Annotated in this window: 14 protein-coding genes; 7 read left to right on the top strand and 7 right to left on the bottom strand. The window is 71.8% G+C overall.

Features of this window, described 5'->3' with window-relative positions:
* Window positions 1-688: 688 nt before the first annotated feature.
* Window positions 689-1,459, bottom strand: coding sequence for a hypothetical protein (locus tag PUR61_RS34770; RefSeq protein WP_329883527.1), 771 nt, complete (start codon window positions 1,457-1,459; stop codon window positions 689-691).
* Window positions 1,456-2,091 carry a sigma-70 family RNA polymerase sigma factor gene (locus PUR61_RS34765; RefSeq protein WP_329883526.1) on the bottom strand — a complete coding sequence of 212 codons (636 nt, stop codon included), beginning with the start codon at window positions 2,089-2,091 and terminating at the stop codon, window positions 1,456-1,458. Before PUR61_RS34765 ends, PUR61_RS34770 begins: the two co-directional genes overlap by 4 nt.
* A gap of 346 nt (window positions 2,092-2,437) precedes the next feature.
* Here PUR61_RS34765 and PUR61_RS34760 point away from each other — a divergent pair, with 346 nt between their 5' ends.
* Window positions 2,438-3,268: a MerR family transcriptional regulator gene (locus PUR61_RS34760; protein ID WP_329883525.1), complete on the top strand. Its 831-nt coding sequence runs from the start codon at window positions 2,438-2,440 to the stop codon at window positions 3,266-3,268.
* A 136-nt stretch (window positions 3,269-3,404) separates the two neighbouring features.
* Here PUR61_RS34760 and PUR61_RS34755 read toward each other — a convergent pair whose 3' ends face one another.
* The gene (locus PUR61_RS34755; RefSeq protein ID WP_329883524.1) at window positions 3,405-3,956 is read right to left on the bottom strand and encodes a DUF6245 family protein; all 552 of its coding nucleotides are present in this window, start codon (window positions 3,954-3,956) and stop codon (window positions 3,405-3,407) included.
* A gap of 450 nt (window positions 3,957-4,406) precedes the next feature.
* Here PUR61_RS34755 and PUR61_RS34750 point away from each other — a divergent pair, with 450 nt between their 5' ends.
* The gene (locus tag PUR61_RS34750) at window positions 4,407-5,258 is read left to right on the top strand and encodes an SDR family oxidoreductase (protein ID WP_443035291.1); all 852 of its coding nucleotides are present in this window, start codon (window positions 4,407-4,409) and stop codon (window positions 5,256-5,258) included.
* A 293-nt stretch (window positions 5,259-5,551) separates the two neighbouring features.
* Here the strand turns inward: PUR61_RS34750 and PUR61_RS34745 are convergent, their stop codons facing one another.
* Entirely contained in the window at window positions 5,552-5,935 is a 384-nt protein-coding gene (locus tag PUR61_RS34745) for a hypothetical protein (RefSeq protein WP_329883522.1), read from the bottom strand.
* 342 nt (window positions 5,936-6,277) lie between these two features.
* Here PUR61_RS34745 and PUR61_RS34740 point away from each other — a divergent pair, with 342 nt between their 5' ends.
* A complete protein-coding gene (locus PUR61_RS34740; protein WP_329883521.1) occupies window positions 6,278-6,745 on the top strand; it encodes a DoxX family protein in 468 nt (155 codons plus the stop codon).
* A gap of 70 nt (window positions 6,746-6,815) precedes the next feature.
* Window positions 6,816-7,253, top strand: a complete 438-nt coding sequence (locus tag PUR61_RS34735) for a DUF4259 domain-containing protein (RefSeq protein WP_329883520.1) — start codon at window positions 6,816-6,818, stop codon at window positions 7,251-7,253.
* Between the two features lie 442 nt (window positions 7,254-7,695).
* Here PUR61_RS34735 and PUR61_RS34730 read toward each other — a convergent pair whose 3' ends face one another.
* Window positions 7,696-7,851 carry a hypothetical protein gene (locus PUR61_RS34730; RefSeq protein ID WP_329883519.1) on the bottom strand — a complete coding sequence of 52 codons (156 nt, stop codon included), beginning with the start codon at window positions 7,849-7,851 and terminating at the stop codon, window positions 7,696-7,698.
* Window positions 7,852-8,343: 492 nt separating this feature from the next.
* Between PUR61_RS34730 and PUR61_RS34725 the strand changes: the two genes are divergently transcribed.
* Window positions 8,344-8,712, top strand: a complete 369-nt coding sequence (locus PUR61_RS34725) for a recombinase family protein (RefSeq protein ID WP_329883518.1) — start codon at window positions 8,344-8,346, stop codon at window positions 8,710-8,712.
* 170 nt (window positions 8,713-8,882) lie between these two features.
* Here PUR61_RS34725 and PUR61_RS34720 read toward each other — a convergent pair whose 3' ends face one another.
* Entirely contained in the window at window positions 8,883-9,431 is a 549-nt protein-coding gene (locus PUR61_RS34720; RefSeq protein ID WP_329883517.1) for an LURP-one-related/scramblase family protein, read from the bottom strand.
* 426 nt (window positions 9,432-9,857) lie between these two features.
* On the opposite strand from PUR61_RS34720, the gene PUR61_RS34715 reads away from it, so the two are divergent.
* Together PUR61_RS34715 and PUR61_RS34710 are read left to right on the top strand one after the other, a co-directional pair.
* On the top strand, window positions 9,858-10,958 hold the full coding sequence (locus PUR61_RS34715) for a hypothetical protein (RefSeq protein WP_329883516.1): 1,101 nt from the start codon (window positions 9,858-9,860) through the stop codon (window positions 10,956-10,958).
* Between the two features lie 204 nt (window positions 10,959-11,162).
* Entirely contained in the window at window positions 11,163-12,239 is a 1,077-nt protein-coding gene (locus PUR61_RS34710; protein ID WP_329883515.1) for a polyprenyl synthetase family protein, read from the top strand.
* On the opposite strand, the gene PUR61_RS34705 is transcribed toward PUR61_RS34710, so the two are convergent.
* Window positions 12,223-13,932, bottom strand: a complete 1,710-nt coding sequence (locus PUR61_RS34705) for a hydroxysqualene dehydroxylase (protein ID WP_329883514.1) — start codon at window positions 13,930-13,932, stop codon at window positions 12,223-12,225. The genes PUR61_RS34710 and PUR61_RS34705 overlap by 17 nt on opposite strands.
* Between the last annotated feature and the right edge of the window lie 64 nt (window positions 13,933-13,996).

Raw genomic sequence — 13,996 nt, 5'->3', positions numbered from 1 at the left:
GGGACAGGGCTGCGCGGACTGCGCGAGCGCCTCGCCGCCCACGACGGCGAGCTGACCGTCCCGGACACCGGGACGGGCCGGTTCCGAATGCTCGCCAGCGTCCCGCTCTGACCCCCGCCGGCCCGCCGGGCCCGGGGCCGCTGCCCGTTCATCTCGCCGGTCACTCAAGAAGACCTACGAGAAACTCCCCGAACCCGACCTCGAACCGGGTCCACGGGTCGGCTCCATACCCTGGCTGCCGCTTGAAGACAACGATCTCCCAAGTCTCGGGGTCGACTGACTCGCATATCCAGAACGCCACATCCCCATTGACGGTGGTTGCGAAGGGAAGCAGCCTTGCCTCCGAGAGGCTCGGCGAAGGACCTCCGCCCCCAGACAGTGGCTCGTCCCGCGGTTCGAACCCCAATTCGTCGCCAGTGCGCCGGACCGGATCAACTGACCCGCCCCGGGGACAGGATCCACCCTCGACCCTCTACCAGTCACACCCGGGGGACTCCCGCCCGGTAGGGGCGGGTCAGTCGACGTCGATCGGCGCGGCGAAGATCCCGCGGGGCCGAAGTCGGTGTACGCCGCGGTGCTGACGGACGAGGCGCCGTCAACGGGACCTTCAGGGTCTGCTTCGCGACCAGGACGGCAGGTCGGCCAGCGTCACCGCGTGCAACGCCGCCCCGACGTCCTCCTCAGCCCGCTACGGCAGCGCGGGTCGGCAGCAAGCGCCGGTGCGGTGCCGGCGGAGTGCCGCGGCCAGCACCTCGGGATCGATCGCGGGTGTGCGCCCGAAGTCCGGGTCGTGGCTGGTGGGCAGGGCCGCGAGGGCCTGGCGGACGTCGGCGCACAGGCCGTGGCCGGGCCGGAACCCGGCGAAGGCGGCCAGGACCGCCGAACGCACGTCCCGCACCCCCGCCAGCCGGCGGGCCTGGTCCTGCCAGTGCCGCGCCTCGCGCTGGTCCCCCCTTCCGGCACACAGACAGGCGAGGGCGTAGGCGGCCTGGAAGCATCCTGCCCCGGCCCCGAGCTGCCACCACGTCCGCGGCCCGTCCGCCAGCGCCCGGCGCATGACCGCGCCGTCCTCGTCCTCCCCCTCGTGGACAGCCAGGTGGCACAGCGCTCCGAGAACGAGCGCCCCGTACGGCTCGATCGCCGACGCGTCCGTCAGCGCCGCGATCCACCCCGGCGACCGGGCGTCCTCCAGCACCAGGTGACACAGCGCCAGCAGCTCGAACCCGGCCCGGTCCAGACGGACCGCGACCGACGGTGAAGGCCGCTGCGAGGCCCACGTCCGCGCCGCCAGGCGCGCCGCGACCCTGGCCGGCGCGCCGTCGAGACAGGCGGAGGCCCGACCCCTGGCCTCGGACTGCGGCAGACGCACTGACGCGAGCGGCGACCAGGCCGGGCCCGGGTCCGAGGCCCCGCGGACGGCGCCGGACTGCGCGTCGACGGCGCCGTGGATGTCGATCACTGCTCTTCCGCCGTCTCGGCGCTCTGTTCGTCCAGACCCAGCGCCGAGGCGAGCCGGCGGCGGGCGTCGCGGCGCAGGCTGTACACCCCGCTCTTGGTGATACCCATGATCCGTGCGGCGGTGACGACCGGATAGCCGAGCACGTAGGTCAGCACGACCACGTCGTGCTGCCTGTCCGGCAGGTCGCCGATCGCCGCGAACAGGCCGATCCCGCTCTCCAGCGCCCGGAACGCCTCCCGGGCGTCGGCCATGGCGAACGCGAACGCGGCGGAGGTGAAGGCCGACGGCCGGACGACACGCTCCGGCGTGTCGTCGACCGTCGCCCGCAGCACACCCCAGCAGAACTGCCCCGCGTTCTCCTGGCGCAGCACCAGGTTCCAGTTGGCGGCGAGGTCCGCGAAGACGTCGTCGACCAGCGCGTCGGCGGCGTCGGGATCGCCGAGGTGCAGGCGCGCGTACTCCCAGTACGCCTCGCCGTGCATCACCATCAGGGCGACCAGGTCGTTGGGCAGGGAGGTCTCCGGTACGAGGTCCCCGCCCTCGGGTACCTGCTCGGGAGGGTCCTGGTGATCCTGAGGGATCGGGGCGTCATCGTGCGCATCAGCGCGACCGCCGCCGTCGATGCCGACCATGTGGCGTCCGTCCTCCCGCCCCGGAAGCCTGGGCCGACGGTCGGTCCCGGCCTCGTGGCCTGTTCGGGACCAGGAAACCGGCTGGGCACCGTGGATCTGCAGGCCGGGCAGAAGTTGACCGGATCTGCCGCAAGAGCACGCACCTTGACCGGCTGCCTGGTATTAAGCCCGATCATTCGGTCACCAAGCGTCCTGCCCTGCCTCCGGGAGCGTGCCCGGCGACGCCCCGCGTCCGGGGCCGCATCCCACGCCTCCGCCTCCCGACCCGGGCGTCCGGAGCCGAGGGGATGCCGCGCCCGATGGTGGACTTGCTCCTGCCCCTGGGGCAGGGGGCACAGTGATCCGCGTGCAGGAACAGACGATCACCATCGGGGAACTCGCCGCCGCGACCCGGCTCAGCCCCAAGGCGCTGCGGCTCTACGACGCACGGGGGCTGCTGCCGCCCGCCCACGTCGACCCGCGCACCGGGCTTCGCCGCTACGGCCCCACCCAGGTGGAACGCGCCCGCCACATCGCGCTGCTGCGCGCCTTGGGAATGCCACTGGCCCGGATCGCCGCAGTACTCGACGCGGACGCAGCGGATCGCGTCCCCCTGCTCGACGCGTACTGGCACGAACAAGCGCGCACACACGCAGCCCGCCGCGCCACGGTGACCTACACCCGGGCGGTCCTGGCAGGAAGGCCGCAGACCATGTACGAGATCGCCGAACGGGACGTCCCCGAGCAGAAGGTGCTCAGCATCCAACGCCACGTGAGCGCCGCGCACCTGCCGGCCTTCCTCGCCGAAGCGGCCGAACTGCTCCTCACCCACCTGCGGCATGCCAACGCCTGCCTGTCCGGACCGCTCTTCGCCGTCTACCACGGACTGGTGGACGACGACTCCGAAGGCCCGGTCGAAGTCTGCGCCCCCACCGACAGTCCGGTCGAACCGGCAGGGCACATCGGGGTTCGCATCGAGGCCGCGCACCGCGAGGCGTACACCGCCCTGACGAAGCGCGACGACGCTCCCGCGTCGGGCGCCGCCGTCCACGACGCCGTCGGTGCCTGGCTCGCCAGCCACAGGCACACCCGCAGCGCCTCCAACCGGGAGGTCTACTACCCGAACTGGGCAACCGCCGAGCCGGGCGAGCACGTCATGGACGTCGCCGTACCCTTCCACCCGGGCTCCGCCACGTAGAAGCCCGGGCGACCTCCGGGCCCGTGGACGGCCCGGCCATGGCCGCCCCGGACCTGGTCCGGGGCGAGCCGCCGGAGGCGGCCCCGGCCGACCGGGGCCGGGGCCTGGGCCTGGGCATGGGCCGCTACGGGCCGACCTACTTGAACGTGTCCAGCGCGGTGTCGGTGTTGTCGAGAGCGGTTACCAGTAGCTCTCGGCCCGCCCTCAGCATCCCGCCCTGGTTGATGATGTTGACGAAGTCGACGGCCGGGTCCGCCTCCTCAAGTGTGCCGATCACGCCCAGCATGATGTGCAGCGCCTCGGCAGCCTTCGCGGCCGCGTCCACGATGGCCCCGGTGTCCGGATCGTTGGCGAGGAGGAAAAGCGGGATACCCACCCGCCGGACCTGCCAGCCCAGGAACGATATCTGCCTGACCGGGTCGTCCCCGGCTCCAGCCCCGTTCAGCTGCTCCAACCATGCGGTGAAGAGGTCCTCGCCGTCCTCCTCCGCCTCGTCGGCGAGCTTCGCCTGTCCCTGCACCGCGCCCAGCAGGGTGTTGAGCAGACGCAGCCGGTAGACGTCGGGGCTGGCGAACTGCGCGGCCCTTTCGACGTGCTCGACCGGCGTGTTGTTGCCCTCGTAGACGCCCAACGCGGCCAGCGCAGCGCCGATCTGTTCCACCGTCACAGGAATGTCATCACTCGTCATACCGGCAAGCTACCCGCCCGGCCCGGACGCGGGGGCCGAAGTAAGGACAATCAGTGCCTGGCAGCGAACTCGTCACGAGTCCCGACGGCTGATCAGGAGCCCTTCCGGGCTCTGTGGGGCCGGCAGAAGCGCAGGCAGAGCGGGTCCTGGCCGCGGGTGGTGCAGATCCGCGCGAATCCCCGGCTCAGCCCGACTCTGCCGTCGCGGCCAGATAGAGCTCCTCGGGATCGACGGCCTCCGTCGGCGGGTCGAGGATCACGTCCGTCAGCACCGCGGTCTCGGGGAAGGGTACCGGGCGAAGAGGTCCTCGAAGGGGGTCTTCGTGCCGGCGGAGTGGAGCTCGATGTGGACAGGACGGCGGGTCCACTACCGCCCGAGTTCTCACGGCGTGCCACCGGCGGACCACTCGTCGATGATCTACCAGGCAAGATCGAAGGCGTGCTGGATTCCATGGTCGCGACGACGGGCGAGCCGGTCGAGGTGGCGCCGGGCTCGGAGGACCTCGGGCAGGTGAGCTCGTCCGTGCACGCGTGCGGCGCCGGGCCGTTGAGAGGTCTCACTCGCGATGCCGCGCGGGCCTCGTCCCCCGAAGGGGTCGAGGCCGTTGAGGGCGACTTCGCCGAGCCTGCTTCGCTCAAGCGCGCGCTGGAGGGGGTGCGCTCGCTGTTCCTCGTGTCGCGCATGGGCCCAGATGCCGACATCCTCGACGCCGCCCGGCAGGCAGGTGTGGAGCACGTGGTGCTCGTGTCGTCCATTACCGTCCAGACCCATCCGCACCTGGGCCCCGCCGACGAGAACCTGGCTGTCGAGCGACTACTCAAGGACAGCGGCATGGCCTGGACGATTCTGCGGCCGACGCAGTTCGTCTCGAACGCCCTGTGGTGGGCGGCGTCCATCCGCGAGCACCAACCGGTCAGGGTGCCGTATGCGGACATCGGGCTCCCCACGATCCACCCTGCGGACATCGCGTCGGTGGCGCGGGTGGCGCTGATCGAGTCCGGTCACCGGAGCCGGACGTACGCCCTGACCGGTCCGGAGCGGGTGACCGCCCGGCAGCAGGTGGCGGCCATCGCGGCAGTACTGGAGCGGGAGGTGCCGTTCGTTGAGATCAACAGGGAGGAGGCCCACCGTCACATGGCCGCGTTCCTGGGAGACGAGGCCGCGGATGCGGTGCTCGATGTGACGGGCGGGGACATCGACGACGAGCTGCTGAAGGTGCGCGACACGGTCTCGCGGGTGACCGGCTCCCCGGCCAGGCCATTCCGTCAGTGGGTTTCGGAGAATGCCTCCGCCTTCCGTTGAGCCCCGGTGCCGGCCTCGTTCATCTGTACTCAGCTGGGGCTACGACCTCGGCGCGAGCCTTGAGGGCGTCCTCGGCGTTCGGTGCGCGTTCGGTGCACGTTCGAGCCAGGTCGCCTCGGGCTCGCCGTAAAGGAAGGTGCGCCACCTCGCCGCCCTCATTACTCCCTCGCCACCAACATGAGCTGCGCGTCATCAAGAGGCGGCCCCGGAAGAAGCACCCCTTGGCAGGAATTGGCCCACTAAACTCACCGCACGTCCTCTGGTCAGACAAAGTCTCGGGATCCTTCGGAGTGCTAGCCACGCTCTCCAACGCTCCTCTCCCACTCCGAAAAGTCATTGGCACAAGTCCGCCTGTCAATCCAGTCACCCTCGGGCAAGGAGACCGTCAAAGACAGCAGACGCCCGGACCGGTTCAGCGCGAGGACGACTTCACAGCTTGCAAGCAGATCCAGAAACTCCAGAACCCTATGGACAGGCACGGCATCGAACAGGTAGTCCTCGAAGAGGATCCGGGCCTCACCCCTGTCCTCTCGCACCATCACAATGAACTCGTGTCCGGCAGAGTGCTCCAGATGAATATCAACCACCCGAGGATTCGCGACAGCCTCGGCCGTATCAATCTCCAAGAATTTTCCGGAACGAGCGGCCGCAGCGATGAAATCCTCTACCGAACGCATAGAAAAACCCTCTGGCCGAATTAGTCACACTACCTCCATTGACCACTGCAGAGATCGATCTTACGCCCACCGCACCCAGGGACGATCTGCTCTTCCTCACCGGCAGCCCCGGCCGGCCCGGCGGCCCGGCGATCAAGCGGACGGCAACCAGGCTGGAGGCCGTTCTCAAGGACTACCGCCTGGTGATGTTCGACCAGCGCGGCACCGCGGGGACGAACAACCGCGGCCGGTGCGCCGGGCGCGCTTTCGGTGGCGGGCGTGCGTGCCCGGTGGTGGACTGGAGGACGGACGAAGCGGGCGGGCGCGCGTCGCCGGGAAGCACCTGCTGGAAGGAGCGCTCCGGTGGAGCCATTGATCGCGCTGGTCGTCGGGTTCACCGCGGCCCGACTGGCCGGTCTACTGGGAGCGGACGCGCTCGCCGGCTGGCAGCCTGCCCTGCGGGCCGGGCTGGTGGCCATGTTCCTGCTCACCTCGATCGCGCACTTCGCCCCTGCCCTGCGGCCCGATCTCGTCGACATGGTCCCGCCGTGGATGCCCCGCGCCGGCCTGCTCGTGACGATCACCGGCCTGCTCGAAGCCGCCGGAGCGATCGGCCTGATCATCCCCGCCACCGCGCGATGGGCAGCCGGCGGACTCATCGCCCTCATGATCGCCGTGTTCCCCGCCAACGTCTCCGCCGCCCGCAGGAACACCGCCCAGGGAGACCGCCTCGGCCCGCGCACCCTCCTCCAGATCCTCTACATCGCCGCAGCCGCCGCTATCCTCGTCCGCACGCCACGACACCCCGCGGCCGCCATCCGCACCGCATGACAGCTGATCGACGACCGCCGACCGCCGATCGCCGGAACGGATCACAGAACGGCGACACGAGGAGATCAGCATGGGCACCTGGGGCATCGGCCCTTTCGAGGACGACACGGCGGCGGATTTCGCCGACACCCTCGACGAGACGTCCCTGGACGAACGCGAGAACCTCATCCGCAGCACGCTGAAGCGCGCCGTCGAGGCCCAGGACTATCTCGACGCTTCCGAGGCCGTGGAGGCTGTCGCTGCCGCTGCCCTCATCGCAGCGCAATGCCCGGACGGCGAGCCGGTCACAAGCAGCTTCGGCCCCGACGAGGCCCTGCCGCTCCTCGCCACCGACCTCCGGACACTTGCCGCCGAGGCACTCGACCGAGTCCTCGCCGAGGAGTCCGAGCTCGCCGAACTCTGGGACGACACCGATGACGGCCCACGATGGCGCCAGAGCATCAGTCACCTCCGGGGAATCCTTGATCCACCGACCAAGCCTCAAGAAGACTCGCTGTTCGAAATCTGATCTGCTGACTCAGCGTCACCCATCACGAGAGATATGAGAAGCCGTCGTCGTACCGATCTTGGTGAGTACGGGCTCGGATGCGGCGGCTCAGTCGGGTGACCTTGGGGCGTGCCGTGCGCGGACGGTTCGAGTGATCGTTTCGAGCCGACGGGTTCACCAATGTCTCGTCATCATTACGCAGCGTAACCAAGCGGGAGCATGCCAGAGGTCAGACGTACCGGACACGGCAAAGGAGTGGCGACGTGGCGGAAGGTCAGCAGAGGTTGGAGACCAAGCAGATCAGCGGGCAGGTCATCACGCACGCCATCGTCAAGCCGACCGACGACTACGCCCTCTCCGAGAAGGAGTGAGGAGAAGCGTGCTGCTGCGCTGGACGAGGCGGACACCACCTCGGAGTGACGGTGGGTGATGTCCGACGCCGCACGGCCGCCCGCTTCGTCGGTCAGATGCCGAAGCGGCGCTTGCGCAACTCCTCGGCCGGGCCCTGGTACGGGTCGGGCCCGGCGTGCGGGGTCATCCCGCCGACACCCGGCAGGGGCTCCGGCGCGGCGACGACGGCCAGGACCTCCGCGTACTTGCGCCCAGCTGCTTTCGTCACAGCCCTGGATTAGGGCGGTCCGACCTGGGGGCCGTCCACCGCTGCACCCCGAACAGCAGAAGTACCCGGCACGACGAGCCGGCCGGGGTGCGACCCTCCCCCGTCTGTGAGCAGGTCGGGACGAAGGAGAATGGACGAAGGAGAATGTCAGCGTCCGCGCCGGGGGTGGGGTGTGCCGGTCCGGTCAGGACGGCGTGCCGCGACGATGGACCGGCGGGCAGCAGGGGTCGCGGCTGCGGAGTGGGAACGGCGCGCGCCGGCCGTTCCGCGCATGCCCCATTGGTATAGACATATCCGCTCCGCCGCTCCATGATGGAAGGCACTTCCCGAGGTCGCACACACCCCGTCGCCATCCTCACCCGAAGCCACCGTGTGACACCTGGCCGTAGCCGATCCCACCCCGGACGAATGCGCGGCCATCGCGCACCGAGCCGTCCAGGGCACCGCCCGGCGGCGTGCGCCACACGCCTGCCGTACCGGCGAGGAGCGACGATGACCATCATCCACGAGCAGCCCACCCTGATCGGGAGCAGCGCGGTCTACCTGCGCTGCTACCCCTACGACCACTGGGACATGGCCGCTCACCGGTGGGCGCTGGAGGACCACGCCCGGCAGCTCGGCCTCGGCACCCCCAGGCTCTACCTGGACAACGGCACCTCGTCCTCCGCACTGCGCCCCCAGCTGCGCATCCTGCTCGCCCGGGCCTCCAAGGGTCTCGTCGACACCGTGCTGGTGCCCGGCCTCTGGGTCTTCTCCCTGGAGGGTGCCACCGCGGACTCCGTCGCACAGTTCCTCCGTGCGGCCGGCACCCAGGTCGTGGAACTCCCCCGGCGCCGGACCCGCGCCGAAGCCCGCGCCTGACCGCACCGCCCGGAGGAGACTTCGGGGGCGCCCTGGGGCCCCCTCTGGACACGTCCCGAACCCTTTCGGTGATCCGGGCGCGCGACCCGCACGCTGGCGACTGCGACCGACCGGACCCTGATCGTCTCCGCCCGCGCCGAGCCGTTCGGAGCGTCCTCGGCCGCGGGCGGTCAGTCGCCGGGGTGGGCCATGGCGTCGATGGCGATGGCGGCTGCCAGAACGGTGGCGTGATCGGTGTCGGGACCGATGCCGAGACCGTAGGTGTCGCGCAGCCGGAACCACTTCTTGGAGACCTCGGCGACCTTGTAGCCGTCCCGTTCGATCGTGTACTCGTGGTCGACGATGTTGCCGTTGACGGTCAGGTCGCCGCCCTCCTCCTGCTTGATCCGCCAGTGGTCCCGCACCGGCCCCACCAGGCCCTTCTTGACCAGCGCGATCCGGTGGCCGTCGGCGTCCTCGATCTCCATCGAGTCCTTGATCCGCATCGGCCGGCTCTGCACGGCGGCGACCCGGTGGCCCTCGCGGTCCTCGATGGCCCACGTCCGGCGCAGGCGCAGTGCCTTGCCGTTGACCTTGTAGACGTGGTCACCGGCCTCGTCGTCGATCCAGTAGTCGTCCCCGATGGAGAAGACCTTCTGCTGCATGCGGTAGCGGGTGACGCCCTCGCCGTCGTCGAAGGCGTTGTTGGCCCGGTGGCGGGCCCGTCGTTCGCCGAACATCCTCGGCTCCCTTCCCCGGTGGGCGGGCGGTTCACCCCGCCTCGGCGCCGGTCGTGATCAACGGCCGCTCGCCCCCGCCGGCCGGCAGGTCCTTCCGGTACTGCCATCGCACCCCGCCGGGACCGGCCGGGCCACCGACGGCCGGGCGCGCTGCGCCGTACAGGTGAACGGCGTGCGCATGGGACCGGGGCTGCCCGGCCCGCAGCCGGGCGGCGGGGGCCGGGCCGGTCCCGGCGGGGCGGCGCCCGGCCTCCGGGGCGCGAGGCGGACGGGGCGCGAGGCGGACGGGGCGGGCGCCAGGAGAAGGGGGCCGAGCCGACGCGGGCCCGCGCCTGGTTAGGCCGCCGGTGGGAGCTCCGGCGGCCGAACGGGTTCGGGACGCCGAGCCTGTCCGGCGGTTCGCCGCGGGGCTGTTACTGCTGCCGCATGGACGATTTCGTACGCAGGGCGGCGTTCCCCGTCGCCGGGGCGGTCACGGCCGCCGGCCTCGCCAGCGTGGTGCTCCTCGGACAGGGCCAGACCCCCGCAGCGGCAGCGCTCCCACCGGGCGCGCTCGCCGGCGCGAAGCTGGTGCAGCTGACCACCCCCTCGGTGCCGCCCCTGGGCTTCACCCCGTACAGCGGGACCTACGGCACGGCGCTCAGCACGTTCGTCGGCGACACCGACGACGGGGACTTCAGCGACCCGGACGGCATGCTCAGCCGCATCACCATCAGCACCATGACGACCCGGACCGCCGCCGACGCCGCGAAGTACTACGCCCAGGCCCAGCTCACCGACCTCGTCGTCCGGCTCGGCAGCAAGGACCTGATCCGCATCGCGCCCAGCGGCACGGTCGCCTCCATGGACTCCTACGCCGAGTGCGTGCCGCCGCCCGTCGGGCCCTACGCCCTGGCCTACAACCGGACGGACGCCGGCCGGATCACCGTCCTCGGGCAGCTCGTCCCCATCGGCACCTCCACCCTCGCCGTCACCGGCGCCGACCTCGACAGGCCCGAGATCGGACCCAGCACCCTCACCGTGACCGTCGCCCCCCATCAGGACCCGGCCGCACAGAACCGGCAGGACACCGCGGAGGCCTGGCTCGACATCGACGTCCGGGGCACGCTCAACGACACCGGCGGCAACCAGCTCTACCAGGGCGAGGTGACGAATCTGCGCCTGGGCGCGGTCGAGGTCAGCTGCCGGGTGGGCACTCCCTCACCCACCCCGACACCGTCGCCGAGCCCGTCCCCCACACCCTCACCCTCACCCACCCCGACGCCGTCGCCGAGCCCGTCCCCCACACCCGCACCGTCTCCGTCTCCGTCACCGTCCCCCTCGCCCTCCGGGTCGCCCACTCCCCGTCCGACGCCGACACCGGCCCCCACCCCGACCCCGACCCGGGTCCCGCATCCGTCTCCGAGCGGGGAACTACCGGAGACCGGAGCCGGGCCCGGTCTCCCCCGGGTCGCAGGCGCCTCGGCGTTCCTGCTGGTGGTCGGCGGTGCCGCGGTCCTGGCGTCCCGGCGCCGTCCACGCCACTGAGCCGAGCGGCCGCGCGCCGGGGTCCGCCCGGCGCGCGGTCGTCCGGTCGCTGACGACACCGGGGGCGTCGTCCCGGGGCGAGAGGGGAGCGCCGGGCACCGGGCGGCCTGCTCGGCGAGGGGCAGCACGCCCGGGCGGTCGCGTAGGCTCGCCCGGGTGCCGCCCGGGGCGGGGATGGCCGGGGGAACGGGGGTGGGCTGGGTGTTGTCGGATCGTACGCGGGCCGAGTCGCTGCTGCGGGGCGCGGCGGCCACCTGCGAACCGCAGTTGCGGCACTGGGTCGGGCAGTTGGGCGGTGCGCTCGGGGAGGTGGCGGCGTACCACTTCGGATGGTCCGGCGGATTCCCGGCTACAGGGCGCGGCGGCAAGAACGTCCGGGCGGCCCTGACGCTGAGCTGCGCCCGGGCTGTGGGAGGGGAGCCGGACCTCGCGGCACCCGCCGCCGTGGCGGTGGAGATGGTGCACAACCTGTCGCTGCTGTACGACGACGTCCTGGACGGCGATGCGGTCCGTCGTCACCGCGCCTCCGCCTGGGAGGTGTTCGGGCCTGCCGCCGCGACCAGGTCGGCCGACGCGCTGCTGATGGTGGCGTTCGAGGTGCTCGCGGGCCCCGGCGGCGAAGCGGTCTCAGGCGGGGCGGTCTCGGGCGGGGCGGTCTCGGGCGGGGCGGTCTCGGGCGAGGCCACGGCAGCCCTGCTGGACACGCTCGTCCAACTCGCGGTGGGTGAGGGCCTGGACGTGCTGTTCGAGGGTGAGCCGCGCATCGGGCTGCCCGAGTGCCTGGAGATGGTGTCGGGCAAGACGGCGTCCCTGATCTCCTGTGCCTGCCGGCTGGGCGCCCTCTACGGCGGCGGCGGACCGGCGCAGGTCGAGGCCCTGGCCGCGTTCGGTCACGACCTGGGCATGGCATTCCAGCTGGTGGACGACGTGCTCGGGATCTGGGGCGACGGTGCGGTCACCGGAAAGCCGGTCTTCGCGGACCTGCGGGCGCGCAAGCTCTCGGTACCGGTGGTCGCCGCGATGGCCTCGGGCACCGCGGCGGGCAACGAACTGGCCCGCCGCTACTCCCTGCCGGCCTCCCCGGACCGCGCCGAGGAGGCGGCGCTGGCTCTGCTGGTGGAAGAAGCCGGCGGCCGGCGCTGGACGGTGGAGCGCGCCGCCGGGCACGCGGAGGAGGCCCGGCTCCGGCTGCGGCAGCTCGCCGACGAACCGGGCACGGTACCCGGAGCCGTCGACGACCTCGACGCGCTCTGCGAACTGATCGTCACCCGGTCGTACTGAAGCGGTCCTCCCCCGCGCGGGAGGACCACGGCGGCGGGGTGTCGAGGATGTGCGCCCGGCCCTGCCGGTAGAGCGCGGCGTCCACCTCCTTCAGCCGGCGGAGCTCCTCCGCCTCGTACAGGGCGTGGACGACGGCCGGCTCACCGCCGTGACCAGCGGCCCGCAGCAGCGCGTTCGTCGCCGCCCGGCCGCTCTGGTTCGCGCCCTCCATCGTGGCCAGGTTGACCGGGCAGCGGACGAAGTCGCCGGCCATGAACAGGTTCACCGCGGCCGTCTCCGCCGTCGGGCGCAGCTCCCAGGAGCCGGTGGTGTTGATCAGCAGGGCCTCGTCGTTGGTGGCGGGCCCGGGGCCGTCGAGGTTCCTGACGGCCGGGTCCAGGTGCCAGGAGTGGAGCAGGCCCCCGTGGAGGGTCCGCCGACGCCCGTCGTCGAGGGCGTCGGTGAGCTGGGCCCAGACCTCGGCGACGACCTCGGCCCGGGTGCACTCGCGGGCCGGCTTGCCGTAGAGGATGCCGGGGGTGTCCCAGGAGGAGATGTCGACCGACAGGCAGTCGGCGACCGTCCCGTCACCGTAGGTGGCGCGGAAGTCGGTGTCCCAGAACTGGGCCTGGCTGATGGAGGTCAGCGCCCACGGGGAGTCCTGGTAGATGACGTGGCCGCGGGTGATCGGGGTGGGTTCGGTGAGGTAGAACTGCAGGCCGACCATCCAGTCGGTACGCAGGCCCGCCGTCTTCTTGAGCTCGGGGTCGGCCTCGGCCAGGCCGCGTTCCAGCAGCGCCCCGATCCGGTCGACGGGGAGCGCGCACACGTACCAGTCGGCGTCCACCTCCCGCCGCCGCGTGCCCGGGCCGCGCAGCACCGCGCCGACTACGGCGCGCCCCCGCACCCTCAGGCGCTCCACCCGCCAGCCGAGTTCGAGCCGCACCCCCAGCCGCTCCAGGTGCCGCACCCAGGGGTCGATCCAGGCGGTGCTGGTCGGCGCGTTCAGGACCCGGTCGGCGGCCTGTGCCTCACCCCGGCCCAGAAACCCGTAACCGAAGGCCTCCAGGAACCCCCCGACGGTGTGCGCGCTGCACACCTCCGCCCTGGCCGCCACCACCGTGCGGGTCGCCCCGACGACGCACACCTTCCGGTACTCCTCGGAGGCGCCGTCCGCGGCCGTGAAGTCCCACCAGGAGGTCCGTTCCCACTGTCCCAGCCGCCGCTCGGCGCTGCTGGTCATGTAGACCAGCATGCGGTTGGCGAAGTACAGCAGCTCCTCGTTCAGCTCGCCCTCGGCGCCCAGCCTCATGCCCCGGGCGCGGAGGATCTGCAGGGGTGTCCTCGGGCCGGTGGCCATGGACACGTCGGCGACCGTCTCGCCGATCCTCCCCGACCGTGCGGACAGCATCTGCGGCGCTTCCCGCAAGTTTCCCTCCACGCCCGAGGACGAGCCCTCCAGAGGGATCCGCCGCATCGTGTCGGGCAGGCTCCGGTAGAAGCCGGGGAAGAACCGGAACCCGTGCTCGCTGGGCAGGTCGAGCCGCCCGCCGGTCCCCGTCCCGGGGACCGAGGCGCTACGGGCCTTGCCGCCCCACCCGGAGGGTTCCACCACGGTCACCTCGAAGCCGCGCTCCGCCAGCTCCATGGCCGCCGTCAGCCCGGCCACCCCGCCACCCAGCACCACGACCGTCCGCCCCGAACCCCCCGACACCCCGCACCCCTTCCGGCCGGCCACCACTCACCGGCCCCACCCGACCCGTACGGGAACGATAGAG

Source organism: Streptomyces sp. BE20, from assembly GCF_036322525.1.
In the GTDB taxonomy this organism is placed as follows: domain Bacteria; phylum Actinomycetota; class Actinomycetes; order Streptomycetales; family Streptomycetaceae; genus Kitasatospora.
The sequence above is the reverse complement of the archived record's forward strand: the minus strand, read 5'-3'. Positions and strand labels throughout refer to the sequence as shown.

What these genes read in the sequence shown, in the direction of transcription:
- PUR61_RS34715 (WP_329883516.1), top strand. Translation starts at nt 9,858, where the DNA reads ATGGACGATTTCGTACGCAGGGCGGCGTTCCCCGTCGCCGGGGCGGTC.
- PUR61_RS34765 (WP_329883526.1), bottom strand. Translation starts at nt 2,091, where the DNA reads ATGGTCGGCATCGACGGCGGCGGTCGCGCTGATGCGCACGATGACGCC.
- PUR61_RS34750 (WP_443035291.1), top strand. Translation starts at nt 4,407, where the DNA reads ATGGTCGCGACGACGGGCGAGCCGGTCGAGGTGGCGCCGGGCTCGGAG.
- PUR61_RS34725 (WP_329883518.1), top strand. Translation starts at nt 8,344, where the DNA reads ATGACCATCATCCACGAGCAGCCCACCCTGATCGGGAGCAGCGCGGTC.
- PUR61_RS34720 (WP_329883517.1), bottom strand. Translation starts at nt 9,431, where the DNA reads ATGTTCGGCGAACGACGGGCCCGCCACCGGGCCAACAACGCCTTCGAC.
- PUR61_RS34745 (WP_329883522.1), bottom strand. Translation starts at nt 5,935, where the DNA reads ATGCGTTCGGTAGAGGATTTCATCGCTGCGGCCGCTCGTTCCGGAAAA.
- PUR61_RS34755 (WP_329883524.1), bottom strand. Translation starts at nt 3,956, where the DNA reads ATGACGAGTGATGACATTCCTGTGACGGTGGAACAGATCGGCGCTGCG.
- PUR61_RS34735 (WP_329883520.1), top strand. Translation starts at nt 6,816, where the DNA reads ATGGGCACCTGGGGCATCGGCCCTTTCGAGGACGACACGGCGGCGGAT.